The organism is Stieleria mannarensis, assembly GCF_014154935.1.
In the GTDB taxonomy this organism is placed as follows: Bacteria; Planctomycetota; Planctomycetia; order Pirellulales; family Pirellulaceae; genus Stieleria; species Stieleria mannarensis.
On record NZ_JACEHH010000048.1, the window covers coordinates 1 to 19,239 of the forward strand.

A 19,239-nucleotide genomic window follows, 5' to 3' on the forward strand; every position below is an offset into this window, starting at 1 on the left:
TGTCAGGACAAGAAAAAGGTGTCAGGACAAGAAAAAGGTGTCAGGACAAGAAAAAGGTGTCAGGACTCTTTTCGAGCTTGCACGTCGGCCGGCTTGCGTTTTTTGGGGCGTCCGCGGGGACGAAGCGTGGATTCGAGATCGAGGCGTCTTGCAATGGATTCTACCCAGGTCTCTGTACCATAGGGACTGCCCCGCTTGACGCACCAGCGGACTGCTTTGAGTTCGTCTTTGGACAACGGTTCATTCACCCACTCACACCAACGCGGCAATCTGGCCATCGGCCAGGGCGAAAGAAGCTTCGGTTCTCGCTCAGGTTTAGAGAGCCAGCGCGAGAGGGATCCCCATTTCCAATCTTCCGCCCGATCGACCATCTCAGCACGCAACGCGTTGCGTTCGACGTATCGGCAGACGGTCAAGAAGTGCTCGTCGCTTTCCACCGGAAAGCTCTTAAACCGTCCTTGGTAGACGTGGCCTTCTCCGGAGGTTCCGTAGTGCGCATGGGTCCGCATTGTGTGGGTCAACGTGACCCAGCCTAGAAACTGGCTCATGCCACCGTCTTCGGTGGGCGAGAGCACGAAGTGCCAGTGATTGTCCATCAGCTGATAGGCGAGGATCTGACAGGGGTAGAGTTCCAGCCCCTCAGCAAGAATCCGCTCGAAGGCATCGAAGTCTTCTGGTTTATGGAAGATGTCGGCCTTGGCATTTCCTCGGTTCAGGGCGTGGTAGATCCCGCCCGCTTCATCGGCGCGTTTTGGTCGTCCCATGCAGCCAGTCTACCGCACTCAGCGACCGAAATCAGCACGAGCGCACCGAAAAAGAGTCCTGACACCTTTTTCTCTTCTTCTCTTCCAGGTACTTCGCGAGCGACACACCCAGAAAACCTTTCTTGCGACGCCGAATTCGCTCCCAGTCATGAGTCCGACGTCGACCATACTTGGGCTGGTCACTTGCACAAGCTGCCGACTTAGACCTCTCGCTTGGGACGTCGATTGTATGTCTAAAGGATAGAGGTCGGTTATGAAGACCTGACTCAGCCCCAAGCCTCCCGCAGCACGCGGAGGAAGTTGTCATGAAAGATCGCGGTCAAGTCGGCTTCGGTGTAACCCCGCCCGGCGAGCAGCCCCTCGAGTTTCTGCAGGTCGGCGATCGTGTCGACGTCACAGGGGCATTGTTCGTTTCCATAACCCCCGTCTAAATCGCTGCCCAACCCACAGTGATTCGCATTGCCGGCCAACTGGCAAACGTGGTCGATGTGGTCGGCGATGTCTTCCAGCGTGATGTTCATCTCTTTGGGATGCGATTGACCGCGGACGAATCCCGGCACGACCATCCAGACATCAAACGCCGCCCCCAGAACGCCGCCGCGATCGATCACCGCTTTGATTTGATCGTCGGTGAACTGCCTGGGATCGTCGACCAGGCTGCGACACATTTGGTGGCTGGCCCAGATCGGTCCGCCGAAGATTTCCAAGGCTTGCCAAAAACAGGTTTCATTCAAGTGCGTCACGTCAAGGATCATGCCCAATTGATCCATCCGCCGAATCAGTTCCCGTCCCTGCGGCGGCAAATCCCCCTGGACATCGTGTCCCATCGCGTAGCGTCCCACGCCGTAGTGCGACGGCCCCAGTGCACGCAACCCGTACTCCCAAGCCCGATCCAAATGATCCAGGGTGACGATCGAATCGGCACCTTCCAGGGACAAAACGTAACCGATCGGTTGTTTCGTTTCGGCAGCCGCATCGGGATCGGCCCAACGCTGCAGATGGCGTTCCAGCCCAGGCAGATCGGCCACCTGGACCATTTCGCCTTGCCGTTCCATCTCGCGATACCAGGCCAGTTGCCCCTGCGTCATCGCCCACGCTTGTGACGGCGATTCCCAGTTGGCGACGAACGATCGCGGTTTCATGCAGCCGCCGATCTGGGTCGCGACACAGAGTCCGATGCCGCCGCGACGCATGTCACAGAGCGAAACGACGCCGGCCGCTTGCCCCGCCATCCGCTCGGGCAACGCCGCTTCGGCGGCACGGATTTCAGACACCGGTCGCCGCAGGTCTCGGTTCCATTCCAGAGCGTTCAAGCTGAGGTCCAGGTGGGCGTCAAAGATCAATTTCATGGTTGGCCTAGGGCGGGTGGTGGGAGTCATCGTGGGAAAGCGAACAGCACGAGCGCGTGCGCTGTCACGCACCCCATCATTCTGCCCCGTATCATTCTGCCATCCCTGGCTTGGTCGCCGCTAACGCTAACAGACATGATCACCCGATGGAGAGGGAGGAAGATTTTGGAGGCAGGAAAATTGGCTCTATCGAAGCGCCGATGCACCAGGCTTTGTCCCTAAACCCGGCAAGGGTCGAATGTGGTAGCGGAATTCGCCAAGAATTTCGGCGTTTCCCGTGTGGACTGCTGCGAGTCGAAAGCCTTGGCGGCTTCCGCTACGGGTTGAGGGACAAAGCCTAGTCCGCCCGCCGCACTTGGCGGGTCGCGTCGGTTCCCAGCACGGCGATCGCGGCCAGAAAATACATGCCCGCGCAGGTCAGGAACACATAGGTTTCGCCGCTGCCGGATGCTTCACCCAGGGTCATCAAGCGCGGCACCACCATCGAACTGGCCGCGGCGCCGAAATTGCCCCACATGTTGCCCCAACCGAACACGGCGGCCGTGTTTTTTCCGCCCACGTCCTGCATGAACGCCCACACCGATGGGTTGCCGATGTCGGTCATCAACGACACCAACGCACAACATGCGACGACCCACCAAACCGACTGATAACTCAAGCAACCCAGGTACGCCAGGCCGGCCACACCGCACGTCACGCTCAGCGGCACGATCCGCCCCCAGCGATGCCCCAGCCGCTCAACCGCGTGATTGCCCAACCAGCCGCCGATCAACTGACCGGGAATCGCGATCGCCAACACGCCGGTGACCATCAGCGATCCCAGCAACGCTTCGACGTTGCGTTCCTCTTTCAAAAACGTCGGCAGCCAAGTGATCAGAAACGCCCAACCGAACACCAGACAAAACTGGGCCAGTGAGTTCAGCCACAGCGAGCGACTTTTGAGAATCGCGACCATCATCGGACCGACGTCGCGCAGGTTCGTCGTTGCCGCAGCGCCAGCGCCCGGTCCGTCCGCGCGGCCGATCAATTCCAGCTCGGCCTCGTTGACCCCGGCGTGTTCTTCGGGCCGATTTCGCACGATCACGTAATAGGCGATCGCGGCGATCAAGCCGACCAGGCAATAGAGGTACAGCACGTACCGCCAACTGCTGAGCTGGTAGACGAGCGCCGTCGTCAAAAACGGTGCCAGGGTGCCGCCGAGTCGTCCGCCGATCGAAACAAACGAACTGGCTTGGGCCCGGGCGCGGAAATGGAACCAGTTTCGGATCACGCCGCTGCTGGTCGCATAGGCGCCGGCTTGGGCGACGCCGAAGGCCAACCGTGCGAGCAACAATCCGCCCAGCGTCGTCCCCATTCCGGTCAATCCGGTCAGCAGCGACCAGGCCAGAATGTAAAACGTCAGCATGATTCGTCCGCCGAACCGATCGCTGGCCCAACCCGAGGGCACTTGAAACAGTGCGTAAGCGAAAAAGAACGCCCCCAGGACATCACCGATTTGCTCGCGCGAGGCCCCTTTAAAATCGTTCAAAAACGAATCGCTTTTGACGATCTCGCCAAGACAGACGCGATCCAAATACAACATGAACGCCATCAACACGCTGACGGCGATGATCCGCTTTCGCACCGACGTGGGATCCGCGACCGATCGGCTTGCCCGAGAGTCCGAAACCATAGGTTGCTCGCTGGAATCCATCAGATCGTGATCCGCCGCGTTCTTGCGACGACCGGCCACCGCTCGACCGCGCGGCCTTGGCGGACGCACCACACTTCGCTGTGCAACGCGACGGTGGGGCAGATGTGCGTGGGAATCCCGTACAACACCGTGCCGACCGGAAACGCATCGGCGCGGTCAGTGTGCAGCACCAAATGTTCTTCGCTGTGCCCCACCGCGGTCGCATCCTCGAGTCCGAAGAAGGTCACACGCGGAGGCTGCATCTCCGATGCGACGGCTTTGTGGCCCAAGTCGATGCAGAGTGTTCCTGGGGCGGGGCGGCTGATCACGCGGGCCAATAGGACGGCGGCTTGATCGATCTGCATCGGCGGGCTGAACGTCGGTTGCCCGGCATCCCACAGCACCGACGTGCCCGCGCTGACCTCGATCGCTTCCCCGGCTTCCGAACCCTGTTCGGCCACCAGGATCCTGGACGACACCGTGCCGCAGCCGACGACCTTCGGCACCGCCAACCCCTCGGCCCGCAGTGAACGCCGCAAGTCCAAAACCGGCTGAAATGCTTCGGTGATCTGACGCCGCACCAACGCTTCATCGGTGTCGTGGATGTGACCGTCGTAGGCGTGCAGCCCCGCGGCGCAAAGCCCCTTGGCCGCATCGATGAAACGGTACAGTGCCGCTGCCCCCTCGCCAGGCAGGATCCCCGTGCGATTCATCCCGACGTTCAGATCGATCAACACATCCACCGTGACTTCGCAGGCCTCGGCTTCCGCCGCGAGCCCTTGGGCCACGCCGATGTCGTCGACGATCGTTGAAAACGTCGTCTCGGGAAACGCCCGAATCAACTCCATCAGTCGCCCGATGTTGGGACCGACGGGCTGGTACGCGAGCAAGACGTCCCGTCCGCCGGCCGCCGCCGTCATCTCCGATTCCGCGATCGTGGATGTTTTAAATTTGTCGATCCCCGCCTGCAGTTTCATCTCAACGATCTGCGGCAATTTGTGCGTTTTGACATGGGGCCGCAATCGTTTGGCGCCGCCCCAAGCGACCATGCGCTGAAGATTCGCACGCACGCGGTCGGGATAGATCAGCAGGGTGGGGGAAGGGATCTCGTCTGCGTTTTCAAGTTCGTACCAGGACGGCATCAATTCGTTCTTTCGGGTTCGCCGGGTGGGGTGGGGGAGTTGGGAGTTGGGAGGTGGGAGGTGGGAAAGAACGGGGGATGGCTGGCAATGGGGCACCGCTATTCTAGTCGCGGCAGTCGACGCAGACGAGTTGGCCTTGGATGCTTCGGCAGAAGATGCGGCCGCCGGACAGGACGGGGGAGGTCCAGCTTTTTCCGTCCAGGACTTGCCCGCGGGCAATCGGCTCCCAGCCGTCGGGGGTTGCCGGGGCGATGATCAATTCGCCCGGTTCGGTCAGCAACAACAGCTTGCCATCGGCCATCGCCAGGCCTCCGGGCCGCAGGTCGTCGACCGACCAACGGACTTCGCCGGTCGCCCAGTCCATGCAGCGCAATCGCGCGCCGGTTTCCATGTCGCCGTCGATGCCATACAGGAAGCCTTGGTACAGAATCGAAGTGTGAATCTGATTCTTCATCTCTTTCGATTTCCAAATCAACTCGGGCGTCTTGCCGCTGATGTCGAACAGCGCCGCGCCGCGGTTGTATCCTGACGAAAGAAACATCTTGCCGTCGTGAAAGATCGGGTCGGCGGCATTGCAATTAAAACTGGTCAACCAACGCTCCGCCCAAAGCTGTTCCCCCGATTGGACGTCCACCCCGATGAAGGCCTTTCCAGATGCGATCACGGCGGCGGTTAGATCGGAGCCTGGAATCAACACGGGAGATGCGTACCCGCACTCACGATCGTCGGAACTCCAGATCAGGTCACCGCTGTGTTTGTCCACCAGAACACCGGACTCGCCGACATTCAGCAACAGCCGATCGCTAATCACCAACGGAGCGGCGGAGAAGCCCCAACCGGGCAACCGCACCTCGGCCTCGTCCGCGACATTGATGCCCCACAATTTGGAGCCATCGGAGATCTGCAAACAGAACAACTCTCCGGCCCGCCCCATGACGTAGACGCGGTCACCGTCGACGGTCGGCGTCGAGATCGGGCCGCCTTCGAAGTCGCGGTCGTCCAGTTCCGCGGGATAGTTGAACGTCCAAACGACTTCTCCGTCGGCGGCGTTGATGCAATAGACGATGTCCTGGTCGTCGACATGCCCGAGCGTGAAGACTCGTCCGTCTTTGACCACCACCGATGAAAACCCGGTGCCGACCGAACGGGACCAGGCGATGTCAGGCGCCCCGTCGGTCCAATCGCATTTCCAATCGGTTTCGCGAGAGATGCCGTCCCCGTCGGGGCCGCGCCAACGGAACCAGTCCTCGGCGGCGCAGTTCAACGCGCCGAGGAACAGAACGAACAGAAACAATCCGGGCACAGAAAATCGGTACAAGGGCATAGTTGCGATCAGCCTGGTAAAGACAATGTCATGGAGTCGAGACAACGTAGTTGAAATGCATCCGATTCGCAAAACCAGAGCAACGCCCCGCGGTCAGCCTTCCAACAGCTTTCCGAACAGCCCCAATAAAAAGCCAAACACGGCTCCCAACGGCGGGAAACTGCTGTTTTTCAACGTCGCTTGGGGGGCGATGTCCTCGAACACCAAATAGAGAATCCCTGAGGCGGCGAAGACCTGCATCCAGCCGAGAATCCTGGGTTCATCGGCAAGCAAATGATATCCCGAGAAGCCCAACAGTGGCCCGAGTACCGCTGCGACCGTGAACCAAAACAAGATTTTTCGCGACGTCATCCCGCCGCTGCGAAGCTCTCGGAACGCATTGAACCCCTCGGGCAGGTTTTGCAGCGTGATGATCACCGCCAGCAAAATCGCGCCACTTTTGCCGCCCGAGATGACCGCTCCGAGAGCGATGACCTCTGGCACAAAGTCGGACAGCATTGCAACAAGCTGCGACGCCGACGATTGGCTGCGGTCAAGCAGGATCTGCAATCCCCAAAAACACAGTCCCCCGGCGGCAAAGGCGGTCACCGTTTCCCAGGTCGCGATCAGTTCGGTGCCATGGGGAATCAGCACCAACGCAACGGCCGAAAGCAGGGCACCACCGCCGAATGCGATCACGGTGTGACGGAATTCCTCCTCAAGCCACCGAGGACGGATATTTTCGAACGATGCGATAACGCCCCCCAGGGGTATCGCCCCGCCTGCAATCGCGGTGCAGAGAATTAATTGAGTGATCGGATCCATTGGCAAATGATCAGTTGCGGGGTAAACAGAAGCCTCGTGGCCCGGCCGACCAACCACGGTGGGACCGACGCGGCAAACGTCACGGTTTGCGACGATTGTCCTAAACTCAGTTGGCGGACTATCTTTTAAATAGCAATTTACCCAGGAAAGGTTGACGGTGAAACGTTTGGGTTTGAGTGCGTTCAGGAGACGCGTGGTGGCCGGTTCCTTTCCGTTTTTTAATCGCTTGGCCGATGCGATGGATTCGATGCAGTTCGTCCAGGCCGATCCGATTCGGTGTCCGGCGCGGGCTCAGGACTTGATGCTTCGGCAGCGTGTAGCCGGGTACGTCGCCGGAGAGTTGGAGGAGAGGTTTCCCGAACTGGACGCGGAGGAAGGCTATCTGTTTGCGTACGGGTTCATGACGCCCGCGGTTTGGAGAGATCTGCGCTGGCGCCCGCACCGGAAACTGAAAAAGCTGGAACGCGAGGTCCTCGACGCGGTGGCGGAGTTGGGCGAGGTGCATCCGCGGGGACTGGATGAGCGGTTCGGACGTAAAAGCGTCCAGAACTATTGGGGCGGCAAGTCCAAGCAAACCAAGCGGATCCTGGACCAACTTCATCATCACGGGCACTTGCGAGTGGTTCGCCGCGAGAAAGGGATTCGCGTTTATCAGGTGTCCGAGGATCGTGGCGATCAACCGGCGGATCCGACCGAGCGTTATCGGCGACTTGTCCTGACCACGGCATCTGTGTTCGGCGCCGCGACCCCATCAATGCTGGTCGCGGAGCTGCGCAGCCACAACCATCTGCTGCCGACGCGGCGAGAGCGTGTGGCGGTCGTTGAGTCGTTGGTTGAAGATGGACAGCTCGACGAAGTGGACGTCGCGGGGGTGACGTATCTGTGGAGGCGAGAGGACTGGTTAAGCGACGAGGTTCCCGAACGGGTTCGGATTCTGGCTCCCTTTGACCCCTTGGTGCGAGATCGGGCGAGATTCCAACAGCTGTGGGGATGGGACTATCGATTCGAAGCCTACGTGCCGGCGGCGAAACGGATTCGAGGCTATTACGCCATGCCGGTGCTGTGGCGCGATCAAGTGATCGGCTGGGCCAACGCGAACGTCAGCGACGATCGTTTGAATGTGCAATTCGGATACGCGGACAAACGTCCTCGGCAGAAAGTGTTCCGATTGCAAGCCGAGGCGGAGGTGGAGGCAATGGCAAGGTTCTTGGGTTTGGATAGTGGGGCGTGGGAGATTGAGGGGTGACGTCGTCGTCGTGTTATGGGGTGGTTGGGGCAAAACGATGGGGGCAAAACGATGGGGAGGGAAATGCCAGCGGGAAGCGTGAGCGAGCGGCCCGATGGGAAGGCAGAATGATGAGATGGCAGAATGATGGCGTGGCAGGAGAGAAATCCATGCGAGAGACTGTTATAGTTGGCCTGGCACCTGTCGACATGACGACTCTCGATTCACCAAAATTGGCATGGATTCTTTGATGAACCTCAACCGACGCGCTGCACTGCAACTCTCCGCCGCTTCGTTGAGCGGGCTGGCGGCAATGAATCCGTTTGATGCGGCCTATGCGGACAAGCCTGCAACGTCAAACCAAACCATTCGCGTCCTCAACCCTCGCGGACGCGTCCCGTTGTCGTTCATCATCGACGACTCGACATGCCTAGTGAACATGGGGCATTTTTGCATGCCGCAATTCGCCCACGCCTGGCCGGATCGGGACACCTACAAGCAACCGTGGCGTGATTGGCCGCGAGAGATTCCCGATCGGTTTGTCCGCGAGTTCGGTGAGTGGTGTGCCCAGCACGGTGTGAAAGGCAAGTACAGCATCGTGCCCTATCCCGCTTGCGTCGGATGGCTGGATCGCACGTTACCGGGATGGTCGCGAAAGGAGTTGGATGACAGTCTGGCACTTGTCCGCGACCTGATGATGCCGCACTGGGACATCCATCCGGAAATGATCACGCATACGCGGGTGATCGATCTGAAGACCGGCCGGCCGATGCAGGAGGTCCATTCGGGGACGATGGAAAACAGTTATCCGCAAACCGATATCAGCACCGACCATTTGACCGCCTACCTAGCGTACGCGCTTCGGATCCTGAAGAATTGCGGACTGCATTGCGATGGCATCACCACACCGGGCGGATTCGGAAACCGCGTCAAAGACAAACTGCCGATCGCGGTCGGCCAGGCGGTGCGTGACGTGTATGGAAGCGAGCTGCCGCACTACTTTAAGTACGTCAAAAACGGCGATGAATCGACGGCACCTCGGTTGGAATTCGACGGCCAGAAAACCCTGTCCAATTTGACGATGAACGTCCCCGCCGGCACGGGCGATTGGTTCGGCAGCTGGGAAGGCGTCAAGGAATCACAACCGGATCGCTACTGCACCCCAGACGCCAGCTCGGGGCGGATGGTGGAACTGATCGAGCGCGGGGAACCGGCGGTGATGCTGTGCCATTGGCCGGGCATGTATTGCAACGGCACCAAATCGGGATTCGAGGCATTCAAACGCGTGGTCACGTCGCTCGCCTCACGCTTCGGCGACCAGACGCTGTGGATGAAGGTCAGCGAAATCGGACGCTACTGGGCGGCAAAGGAAATGACGACGCTGACGCAACGCGACGCCGACACGATCGCCATCGATGCCCCCTTGGCGTGCCAGGATTTCACCATATCGATGAACGCCATGCCGATCACGAAAGCTCCCTCGCTGACTCACGCCGGGAAACCGGTCCCGCTAAAAGAAGTGGCATCGATGTCACGATTGGAAAGCGGCACGTTTGCCCACTCCGATGGCAAGCTGATGGTTTGTCTGGACCTCGCCAAAGGGTCCAGCCGGCTCGCGCTGGGCTGACAGGCTTTCTTTGTCTCGATCACCGTGTAACAAAAATCGTGAATCGTCGTTCAAGCGTAGCTACCTTCGCCAGAAGGTGGATCCCAGGCCTATTCCACGCTCTGGCGAGCGTAGCTACGTCAACGAGGCGTTCCCCAGCGATCATCATTCTGCCCCCCATCATTCTGCCTTCTCATTGTCTTGCCCTCATCGTTTTGCCCCACCCGTTTCACTCCTCGGCGGAAATCGGCCTCAGGAACCAGTCGTCGTAATCGATCACGACCGGCGGCATCGACGGTGGCGATGATTGTCCGGTGATCTGCTGGATCGCCCAGTGGCACGAGAAACTGACTTCGCCTCCGAAATCGGTCGCGAACCGGCGCAGGTCCGGCAGCGCGGCTTCCGCCTTCATCCGTCCCAGGCTTTGCGCACACATCGCTCGCACCGACCCGTATTCCGGCTCCAGTGATTCGACGTCATTGAGTCGTTCGACAAGCATCTGGACCAGATCCTCGGGCGCCTGATCGGGATACAGAAACCCGACGCACCACGACGCGGCGGTCCGCGCCCGTTCGCCGAGTGTGAAACTGCGCGGTACATACGCCCGAACCAGCTGGTCGGCTTCGTGGTATTCCATTTCTCCGAAGGCTTGGAACAGCTGAGACATCAGATCCACCACGCCGGGCGAATTCGCGGTCAGTTGACGTGTTTTGAATTGCTGGTGGATCTCGGTCGCGCGTCCGAGCATGGCCGGCAGATGCCGCTTTTCCCCGAATCGACGCAGCCCCCAACCGGCAGTCACCATCACTTCGCCGCGGGGGTGCCGCAGCAGATCGACCAGCCGGTCCCCGGCCGGTTTGTGGTCCAAGCTGATCAGGACGCGGGCGGCTTGTTCGCAGCCACGCCAGGAATCTCGGTCGAGCACGCCCGACGCTTGGGCGATCACTTCGTCGCGCAGCTCGGGCGTTTGGGCGAGATCAAACAAGGCGGCGGCGAGGTGCCGGCGAAGTCCCGGGTTGACGTCGTCCAGCAGCGTCGCCAAGGGAGCGATGCGCGACGCATCTTCGCTGTCGATCAGCGCCTGTGCCGCGGTGCGGCGGACGTTGACGTCGGGGCTGGCGACCGCTTGATCGACGAATTCCAGCACCAAGTTGCCGTCGATTTCGTAGAGCCGTCGCAGTGCTTCGGATTGCACGGCGGTGCTTTCGCGGTCCATCATCGACCGCAGCAGCTCGATCGCGTCGGAATCCGTATGTCGACTCATCAGGGCGATGGCCAACAAGTCTGCGACCAAGGCTCCGTCATTCTGGCCGATCAGGCCGCTGGCCAGTGGAACGAGTCCCGAATCGGCGATTTGACCGAGTGACCGCGCCGCGGCCAGCCGGATTCCAGGGGGCTGCGTCGTGTCACGGACGTAACGATCCAGCAAATCCGATCCGTCTTGCAATCGCAGGGCCCCGATTCCACCGATGGCGGTGACCAGTGATTGCCGTGGCGAGCCGGGATCGCGGAGTCGTTCCAGCCATTGGGTTGACAATTCTGGCGACTTCCACCGGACCAGTGCCGGTTCGACGAGTGTGGAAATTGCCGGGCCGTGTTGATCGGCCAGCGCGGTCAGCAATGGAGCTTGATCGCGGGCGTCCAATTCGATCAACGTGCGCACGACCGCGCGCCGAACTGACGGGGCCAAATCATTTTGTTCGGCCAGGCCGACCAATGCGGGCAGGGCGGCGTCGATGCCGTCCATCCCACGGCGGTGGGCGATGGCGATCGTGTCGGCCGTGACCCGCTGAAGTTGAGCGTTGGGCTTGCCGAGGGCCTCGATCCACAGTGGGATCGCGTCGTTGGAAATGACGAGTTGCGTTTCCCGGTAAGGGAACGTGGGATCGGTTCCCATGACGTCATCCACGTCCAGGATCGAGGACACCGGTTCGGCGGCACTGGTAAATCTGCAATCAACGCCGATCAACGTGAACGCCGCCAGTCCGGCAATCATCGTGAGGCCGGCCATTAGACGGGACGAGTGAGACGCCATACTTGTAAACCAAAGACCAAGAACATGAAAGCAGAGAATCCGCCGGCGACGTACCAGGCGTCGGGCAACAAATCGTAATTTTCAAACCCCGGCGTTTCGATCACGCTGAGCGCCGCGCCGACCGGATTGATCAACAACACACGCTGCACCAATTCGAAACCGAACGGGGCACCGCGTCCCAGCCAAACCAGAAGCGGGATCAAGAACAGTGTCATGACGACGACGTAGGTGACCGTGGTCGCGACCGCCGTGTAGCGAAACAGACTGCCGATGGCCGCACTGGCCGCCAGGGTGTAAACGACGGTCCACGCCAGACAGACCAAAACCAAATTGACCTGGTACCACATTTGAGGTTGGATATAGATCATCACCAGATAGCCCGGCAGCGTGGCCATCAAGACCAACAACAGCGTCCAGAGCACACTGAGGAGTTTGCCACGCACAATTTTCAGCGACGACAACGGGGTCAACCGCAACAGTTCCCAACCGCCGCCGTCGCGTTCGCCGCTGATCAGCCCCGAGGTCAAACTGGGCGTCATCACGACGATCAGCACGACTTGCAAGATCACCATCAACCCGCCGATGGTTTCCGTGCCCCACGACGTCACGCTGGTCGCGGCGGCAAAGGTCAACACCATGGAGACCACGGCGCAGACGGCGACCAGACGAAACAGCCATTGCGATCGGCCGAAGCGACGACAACGAAACTCCTTGACCATCACCGGGTTCAGGTACCAGGGGATGCCGGGTTTGCGGCGCTGCGGATCGACGATGAACAGAAATCGCCGCAGCAGTCGTGCCGTCAATCCACGGTCGTCAGTGATCACGCCCTTGGCCCGCGATTGGTCAAAGATCCGGTAGTTCAACCTGCCGATCGTGATGCCGGCGAACACCAGACTGCTGACCAGTGTGACGATGATGAATTGCAAATTGCCCGGCGATTCCATCAGCCCGCGAGACCCGAGTCCGCCCTGTCCCATGATTTGCATCACCACGGGCACCGGCGACAGGTAACGCGCCCACTGGGCGATGGTTCCCATCACGCCAGAACCGCCGGGAAAAAACGCGTCGGGAACGAGTGTCAAAAAGAACAGGGCGAATAGCACCGCGTAGGTCAATCGCACGCCGGCGTCGGCCGATTGGACATAGCTGCTGATCAACATTCCCAAGGTCGCGTATTGAAACACCAGCAACAGCAACACGAAATAGAACAGCCCCAGGCCCTCGCGCAGGTCGATCCCTCCCATCGCATAACAGGCCGCCGCCCCCGGCAAACTGGCCAACAACACCAGCATCGCGAACAACAAGACCCCGGCGAGCTTGCCCAGATAAATCGACAACGGACTGAGCGGCGAATTCAACAACAGCGCCAACGTGCCGGCGTTTTTTTCGTTGACGATCGAGGTGGCGGGAAAGGCCGGCACCAGAAACACGACGCCGGCCAGCAAGCCATAGCCAAACACGCGGAACACCTGGATCGACTGGATGCCGCTGAGGTCGACGGTCGCATCGGTGGGCCATCGCATCAGCACGGCGATCGAAAACGTGATCGTCAACGCCAACAGTGTCGCAAAGGCTTTGGGCGAGCGGACGATGCCGAAAAACTCTCGCTGCACGACCGGGTTGAATGCTGAACTCATGATGCCGCCTGCTCCGATGCCGCCTGCTCCGATGTAATTTGCTCCTTCGCTTGATCATCGTCGTGGCTTTGGCCGGCGACCGATAAAAAAGCGTCCTCCAGGTCCGTGGGGACCTCGCGGAATTGGGCGATCGCTTCGCCCGATCCGACCAGGTGGGTCAACAGCGGCGTGATTTCGCGGTCATTCAATTCGGTTGTGAACCGAACCATCGATTCGGTTTTTGCCCCGGTCACTTCGGACGAGTGATTCATTTCGCGCGACCAGTTTTCCACCAACCCCGCCACGCGGTCGACTTGATCGTGGTCGACCAACTGGATCTCGAAGGTGCGTCGCTGTTGAATGTCCCGCATGATTTCGTCCAGCGTCCCGAAGGCCCGCAGTCGCCCCTTGGTGATCATCGCAACGATGTCGCACACCCGCGCCAGTTCGGGCAGGATGTGGCTGGTGACGATCAAGGTCTTGCCCATGTCCGCCAGTCGCAGCAGCATCGATCGCATGTCGATTCGTGCTTGAGGATCTAACCCGTTGGCCGGTTCGTCCAAGATCATCACTTGCGGGTCGTGCATCAGCGTCCGGGCGATCGCCACGCGTTGCTGCATCCCGCGGCTGAGCGCGTCGACGAACAAGTCCTTCATGTACGTCGCGCCGGCGATCTCCAGCACCTCATCGATCCGCACGACGCGTTGGCGACGTCCGATCCCGTAGGCGGCGCCGAAGAAGTCCAGGTATTCCCCGACCCGCATGTTGTTGTACTTGCCGAAATCATCGGGCATGTAGCCGACCAATCGTTTGATCTTGCGTGATTCGGTCAAACAATCCGCTCCGGCGATGCGGGCCGAGCCGCTGGTCGGTTTCAGCAGCCCGACCAGGATTCGAATCGTCGTCGTCTTGCCGGCACCGTTGGGGCCGATGAAGCCCAGGATCTGGCCGCTGTGGACCGAGATGGAAAGCGAGTCCAGGGCGGTGAATTCATCGTATCGCTTGGTCAGATCGACGGTTTCAATGATGGGTGTTTGATCGGTCACTGGGAGCCTGTTTCGGATGCTTCGACTAGGGAGGGAAGATCGCCGGGGCGGATCGTTGCGACGGCATCAAGATGAACGTAATCGATTTGCCAGGTGGTGTTGTCGACAAATCGTTCACCCGGATCGTCTGGTCGGAGTTGGTCCGACTGGGAAGGATCCGACTGGGACGGGGCTGTGGGTGATCGGGCGGTCTGCTGCTGCTTTGCTTCGGTGGACTCGGTGACGCCGACCGCCAACCACAACCCTCCGTCGTCTTGCAACCGCAAGGCGTCCCGGCGATCGATCGTAAATTCGATCACGCCCGTCGCGTTGTCTCGACTGAAGACGTTTGCGGGTTGTCCGTCCACCAATGCTTTGGCGAACAGCGTTCGTGAGGGGGCGTTCACCTTCATCGTGACATGGACGCGATCGAGTGACATGGCCGCGACCGCCTCGGGAAAGCGGAACATCAGTTGTGCTTCGGCGGCTTTCGTCATCTCCGGCAACCACTTTCCGGTTCGCGGATTGAACAACGTCGTACGTCCCTGCGCTCCGTCATAGGTGTCGGTGCGAACGAAGGTCGACGGAATACGAAACTCGGTTCCTGGTTCTGGCCGGTCGATTTGGATGGGGACCGAGACCAGTGCCGCCCCACGTTGTTCAAAGTCGGGGGCGAATTGAACACCCACATCGATCGGGTCGGTCCAGAGCAACAGCGAGGGCCCATCACCCAGCGAGTGACGTGGTGCGTCGCCTTGGACCGAAGCAAACAGGTCACGCAGAAACGCCTGACGCGTGCGTTGCCGATCCGTCAGCAGCGATCCGGGGATGAATTGGCCGGGCGAAAGTAAATCGGACGACTTGGCGGTGACGATTCCTGGCGTGGACGCGGATTCGATTTCGACCGAAGTCATCGGCGCCGGCGACGCGACGACCAGGGCGTCACCACAGGTGGCGGGATCGATCCCGTGCAGCGTTCCGCGAAATCCATCGGCATCAAACGTGCCGCGAACCTGGATCGGCTGCCCGAGTGAGAGTGTTGAATCGGACACCAAGTGTCGGACGACGCCGGTCGGTTGCGGCGGGCCGATCCAGCGACTCGTGCCGTCGTTTTCCAAGCTGAGGCGGCGGGTTTCACTGGTCGCCGTGTCTTCAAGCGGCATCGTCATCACCTGGTCGCGGGAGACCAGCCCCAGGTCGCTGGACTGTTGCGTGTACACGGCACGAACCGTTGACACATCGGCTTCATCGGTCTCCGTTCGAACCTGGACGACCTGGCCGGTGGCGACCGTCGACGGGATTGCGGCGGTGTGAGACGAACCGATCACCAGCATGATCACGGTTGTCACGGTGGCCGAGACGGGAACCAGAAACGCCATGCGCTCCAGTCGCCGTTGTCGCGTCCACCAAATGCCGCCGACCAGGATGACCAGAGCATTCAGCCCGAGTATGACGGCGGCCAGGGTGCGGCTGGGAATTCGATAGCCGATTTGGTTATCGACGATGGGTTGCATCGCGCGGACGAATTCCCGACGCGGGTTCTTGGGTTCAAAGAACCTTCGCGACAGTTGCGTCAGGGCGAACGTGGCTCGTTGGTCGGCGTGCACCCAGCCGGCGCCGCCCAAGGTCGTGAACAAGACTTCGCCGTCGCCGATCTGTTTCCAAAACGCCACCGGCCAACCATCGATGCGACAGACCACCTCGTCTGACGGCGTCAACACTCGCAACATCTCCACCGGCGACTCCGAAGTCCACGCCTCGGTCGAACCGGCCGATCCGCCGATCGGGTCACGCGTATTCAGGTCAAAATCGTTCAATTCGACACGGTCGATCACGCTGTGGTCCGAATCATCGCCCAGCAAGTCATCGACCAGCGAGCGGCTGGTAAGATCGAGCATGATCCACGCCCGACCGCCGCGTCGGATCCAGTGTCGCACGGCGCGGATCCCTTCGGAATCCGATTGCAATTGATCGCCGGCGATCACGACTTGATCCAATTCGGCCAGCGCCCCGTGGGTCGGCGGCAAAAAATTGGACAGGAAACTGACGATCGGCAACTCGCGCGGATCCGTCGTCACCGAATCGCGCCCCGCGTTCAAGACTCGATTCAATCGCCGGCGTCGGGTGTCGCCATCGGTGGTGTCCACCAATCCCGGCGGGTCGGCAAAAAAACCCGTGTTGATTTCGTCATCCACCAGCATCAGCGACCGCTGGGACACAGGCATTTGATTGATGTTCTCGCCGAACGACTCTCCGCCGCCCGACTGCGTTACCCGAATCATCGAAAGGTCGACCCGGTTGCCAGTGATCTGTTCTTTCGGTGGAATCGCGATCGGCAGCCAGGACTGGCGTTTGCTGTGGGCGGGGATCCAAACGCGGGTCGAAAATTGCAGGTTCGGATCATCGCCGACAAAGACCGAGACGACTTCTTCGGCATCTTGGTCGGTGTAATTGACACCCACAACGGCCAGCGAGGCCCAGCCGCCACTGGCAAAGCGTTGGACGCCGGCCGGTGTGACGGTGACGGCAATGCCCGATGGCTTTTCTGTTTGTGCAGCCGTCGTGTTTTCGCCACGTTCGTCCTGCGCGCTCGCGGTTGACGATCGCGCCGACGGCACGATCAACGCACTGCTGATTGCAAGAACGCCGACCAGGATTCTGAACCGCGCCGCGTTCAAGGTTGTTAGGGTCATCCGCTACCGCTCAATCTTCCGAGTTGTGTTTCCGCGTCACGTCAAATCGTAACGACTCCGCGAACCGCCGACGAGCCAGCAGCACCATTCCGGTCAGATTCTCGCGTTACAATGCCGGCCTGCAGATGGTTTCCGCGCTCTGGGCGGAAGTTTTCGATGCAGCGTTCACAGCTCATTCTTTCTGAGGCGACGACGTGAACGGGGACTCGAATCCATATCAAGCAGTGGAAAACGTGGAGAATGCAGCCGACCAAACGCCAGACGAAACGAAGCGGGACGGCGCGGAAAAGGTGTCATTCACGGCACACTTGTTGTGTGGATGGCCATCCGTACGGCGAAGAGTTGATCTGAAATCAGGGCCGGAGGACGATTGCTAAATTGATAGCTCGTTAATCGTAGACGTGGTATAACTCAGGTTGCCATGATAAAGCGTCTCCTTTGCGTTCACGCCGTTGTTGCGGTCGTCCTCTCATTTGCCGACGTCGCCCGGTGCGACCAGGCGACGGGGGATCGCTTCGTGGATCCGCCGGCCACCATCGATCGCTACCTGGTCGAATCCTGGCGGCAGACATCGATTGAACCGAGTGCACGAAGCAGCGATGCCGAGTTCTGTCGACGCGTTTGGCTGGATCTCGCCGGCGTCGCGCCCCCGGTGTGGCAGCTGCGCACGTTCCTGGCCGACCCCGCACCGGACAAACGAGATCGATTGATCGATTCCTTGCTGGATTCCGCGCGATTTGCCAACCACATGGCCAATCGCTGGAACACGTTTCTGTTGCCCGCCGATGCAGCCGAACCGAATCAAGAGAACGCGGCAGCGATGCACGGTTGGTTGAGGCAACAATTCCTCAAGAACACTCCCTACGATCATCTCGTCGGTGGCTTCCTGACCGCCGGCGGCAAAAGTGACCGCGGGCCGGCGATCTTTTACACCTCGCGAAACCTGGAACCGGTCAAGCTGGCCGCGGCGACGTCCCGATTGTTTTTGGGGGTGCAATTGGAATGCGCCCAGTGTCACGACCACCCCTATGCGCGTTGGACGCAAGAGGACTTCTGGTCCTTCGCCGCCTTCTTCGCACAACTTCGATTGAGCGATTCCGACATGCGTGGCGGCGGCCAAGCGATCGAGGACCGCAGCGGCGGGGAAGTGATGTTTCCCGAATCGGACCGTGTCATGTCGCCGCGATATCCCGGCGTGTCGTCGCCGCCTGAAACCGATCCGACCGACTTTCGGCGACGGCAATTGACGATTTGGTTGGCCTCTCGCAACAACCCTTACTTCGCACGCGCGGCCGCCAACCGTGTTTGGGCGCATCTGTTCGGACGTGGGATCGTCGATCCGGTCGACGCCATGGACTCCAGCCACCCGCCCAGCCATCCCGAACTGCTGCAGTTTTTGGCCGACTACCTGGTGGAACAACGCTTCGATTTGCGGGCTCTGTACCGAGTGATTGCACGTAGCGACGCCTACCAACGCAGCAGCGAGATCCGCGACGCCACGCGGCCGCCGGCGGATTCCTTTGCCGCGATGAACATCAAAACGCTGTCGGCGTCACAGTACTTCGACAGTCTTCGGCAAAACGTCTTGATGGGAACGGGGAGTCCAGCCGGAGCACAAACGGCGCGGACGGAATTTCTCAGACGGATGGATGCCGCGGACGCCGATCCGAGCGATTTTCCGCATGGCGTCGTGCAGGTGCTGGGCATGATGAACGGGCCCGAAATGTTGGCCGCGACGATGGACCAGCAGAGCGGGCTGATCGCATCGATGGACGCGCCGTTTTTTGACGATGCCGATCGGATCGAAACGCTGTTTTTGGCCTGTCTGTCAAGACCGCCGACCGATGCCGAACAAGCCCAGTTCCTGGCCTATTTGAAGACAACGTCCGAGCAACCCCTCAAGGAACGACTGAGTGATCTGACGTGGATTTTGCTCAATACGGCCGAGTGTTTTGTTTGTCCGTGAGAAGAAGGTGTGGAA

The 19,239-nt window shown here is 60.2% G+C and carries 13 protein-coding genes; 3 read left to right on the forward strand and 10 right to left on the reverse strand.

Annotation, left to right across the window (positions count from 1 at the left end):
- Positions 1–59 precede the first annotated feature (59 nt).
- From H1B37_RS25600 to H1B37_RS25625, 6 genes are all read right to left on the reverse strand, one after another.
- Positions 60–764, reverse strand: a complete 705-nt coding sequence (locus tag H1B37_RS25600) for a transposase (protein ID WP_182870126.1) — start codon at positions 762–764, stop codon at positions 60–62.
- Positions 765–1,030: 266 nt separating this feature from the next.
- Positions 1,031–2,113, reverse strand: coding sequence for a dipeptidase (locus H1B37_RS25605; protein ID WP_182870127.1), 1,083 nt, complete (start codon positions 2,111–2,113; stop codon positions 1,031–1,033).
- A gap of 337 nt (positions 2,114–2,450) precedes the next feature.
- Entirely contained in the window at positions 2,451–3,785 is a 1,335-nt protein-coding gene (locus H1B37_RS25610; RefSeq protein WP_182870128.1) for an MFS transporter, read from the reverse strand.
- A 20-nt stretch (positions 3,786–3,805) separates the two neighbouring features.
- A complete protein-coding gene (locus H1B37_RS25615; RefSeq protein WP_182870129.1) occupies positions 3,806–4,927 on the reverse strand; it encodes a D-TA family PLP-dependent enzyme in 1,122 nt (373 codons plus the stop codon).
- 103 nt (positions 4,928–5,030) lie between these two features.
- A complete protein-coding gene (locus tag H1B37_RS25620; protein ID WP_182870130.1) occupies positions 5,031–6,230 on the reverse strand; it encodes a PQQ-like beta-propeller repeat protein in 1,200 nt (399 codons plus the stop codon).
- A gap of 114 nt (positions 6,231–6,344) precedes the next feature.
- The gene (locus H1B37_RS25625; RefSeq protein ID WP_182870131.1) at positions 6,345–7,055 is read right to left on the reverse strand and encodes a ZIP family metal transporter; all 711 of its coding nucleotides are present in this window, start codon (positions 7,053–7,055) and stop codon (positions 6,345–6,347) included.
- A gap of 157 nt (positions 7,056–7,212) precedes the next feature.
- Between H1B37_RS25625 and H1B37_RS25630 the strand changes: the two genes are divergently transcribed.
- Together H1B37_RS25630 and H1B37_RS25635 are read left to right on the forward strand one after the other, a co-directional pair.
- Positions 7,213–8,301 (forward strand): DNA glycosylase AlkZ-like family protein, encoded by a 1,089-nt coding sequence (locus H1B37_RS25630; protein ID WP_182870132.1) that lies wholly within the window; start codon positions 7,213–7,215, stop codon positions 8,299–8,301.
- Between the two features lie 229 nt (positions 8,302–8,530).
- Positions 8,531–9,907: a hypothetical protein gene (locus H1B37_RS25635; RefSeq protein ID WP_286178176.1), complete on the forward strand. Its 1,377-nt coding sequence runs from the start codon at positions 8,531–8,533 to the stop codon at positions 9,905–9,907.
- Between the two features lie 208 nt (positions 9,908–10,115).
- Here the strand turns inward: H1B37_RS25635 and H1B37_RS25640 are convergent, their stop codons facing one another.
- The 4 genes from H1B37_RS25640 to H1B37_RS25655 are packed head-to-tail and all read right to left on the reverse strand — an operon-like array spanning position 10,116 to position 17,258.
- Positions 10,116–11,897 (reverse strand): HEAT repeat domain-containing protein, encoded by a 1,782-nt coding sequence (locus H1B37_RS25640; RefSeq protein WP_182870134.1) that lies wholly within the window; start codon positions 11,895–11,897, stop codon positions 10,116–10,118.
- Positions 11,897–13,561 carry an ABC transporter permease subunit gene (locus H1B37_RS25645; RefSeq protein WP_182870135.1) on the reverse strand — a complete coding sequence of 555 codons (1,665 nt, stop codon included), beginning with the start codon at positions 13,559–13,561 and terminating at the stop codon, positions 11,897–11,899. The genes H1B37_RS25640 and H1B37_RS25645 overlap by 1 nt, the downstream gene beginning before the upstream one ends.
- Entirely contained in the window at positions 13,558–14,586 is a 1,029-nt protein-coding gene (locus H1B37_RS25650; protein ID WP_220498369.1) for an ABC transporter ATP-binding protein, read from the reverse strand. Before H1B37_RS25650 ends, H1B37_RS25645 begins: the two co-directional genes overlap by 4 nt.
- Complete coding sequence (locus H1B37_RS25655) at positions 14,583–17,258, reverse strand: hypothetical protein (protein WP_182870136.1); 2,676 nt, start codon at positions 17,256–17,258, stop codon at positions 14,583–14,585. The genes H1B37_RS25650 and H1B37_RS25655 overlap by 4 nt, the downstream gene beginning before the upstream one ends.
- 421 nt (positions 17,259–17,679) lie before the next feature.
- Here H1B37_RS25655 and H1B37_RS25660 point away from each other — a divergent pair, with 421 nt between their 5' ends.
- The gene (locus tag H1B37_RS25660; RefSeq protein WP_182870137.1) at positions 17,680–19,224 is read left to right on the forward strand and encodes a DUF1549 and DUF1553 domain-containing protein; all 1,545 of its coding nucleotides are present in this window, start codon (positions 17,680–17,682) and stop codon (positions 19,222–19,224) included.
- The last annotated feature ends 15 nt before the right edge of the window (positions 19,225–19,239 follow it).

Bases quoted from the DNA above. Each gene is read 5' to 3' on its own strand.
- H1B37_RS25600 (WP_182870126.1), bottom strand. From the start codon at position 764: ATGGGACGACCAAAACGCGCCGATGAAGCGGGCGGGATCTACCACGCC.
- H1B37_RS25605 (WP_182870127.1), bottom strand. From the start codon at position 2,113: ATGAAATTGATCTTTGACGCCCACCTGGACCTCAGCTTGAACGCTCTG.
- H1B37_RS25610 (WP_182870128.1), bottom strand. From the start codon at position 3,785: ATGGTTTCGGACTCTCGGGCAAGCCGATCGGTCGCGGATCCCACGTCG.
- H1B37_RS25615 (WP_182870129.1), bottom strand. From the start codon at position 4,927: ATGCCGTCCTGGTACGAACTTGAAAACGCAGACGAGATCCCTTCCCCC.
- H1B37_RS25625 (WP_182870131.1), bottom strand. From the start codon at position 7,055: ATGGATCCGATCACTCAATTAATTCTCTGCACCGCGATTGCAGGCGGG.
- H1B37_RS25635 (WP_286178176.1), top strand. From the start codon at position 8,531: ATGAACCTCAACCGACGCGCTGCACTGCAACTCTCCGCCGCTTCGTTG.
- H1B37_RS25640 (WP_182870134.1), bottom strand. From the start codon at position 11,897: ATGGCCGGCCTCACGATGATTGCCGGACTGGCGGCGTTCACGTTGATC.
- H1B37_RS25645 (WP_182870135.1), bottom strand. From the start codon at position 13,561: ATGAGTTCAGCATTCAACCCGGTCGTGCAGCGAGAGTTTTTCGGCATC.
- H1B37_RS25655 (WP_182870136.1), bottom strand. From the start codon at position 17,258: ATGACCCTAACAACCTTGAACGCGGCGCGGTTCAGAATCCTGGTCGGC.
- H1B37_RS25660 (WP_182870137.1), top strand. From the start codon at position 17,680: ATGATAAAGCGTCTCCTTTGCGTTCACGCCGTTGTTGCGGTCGTCCTC.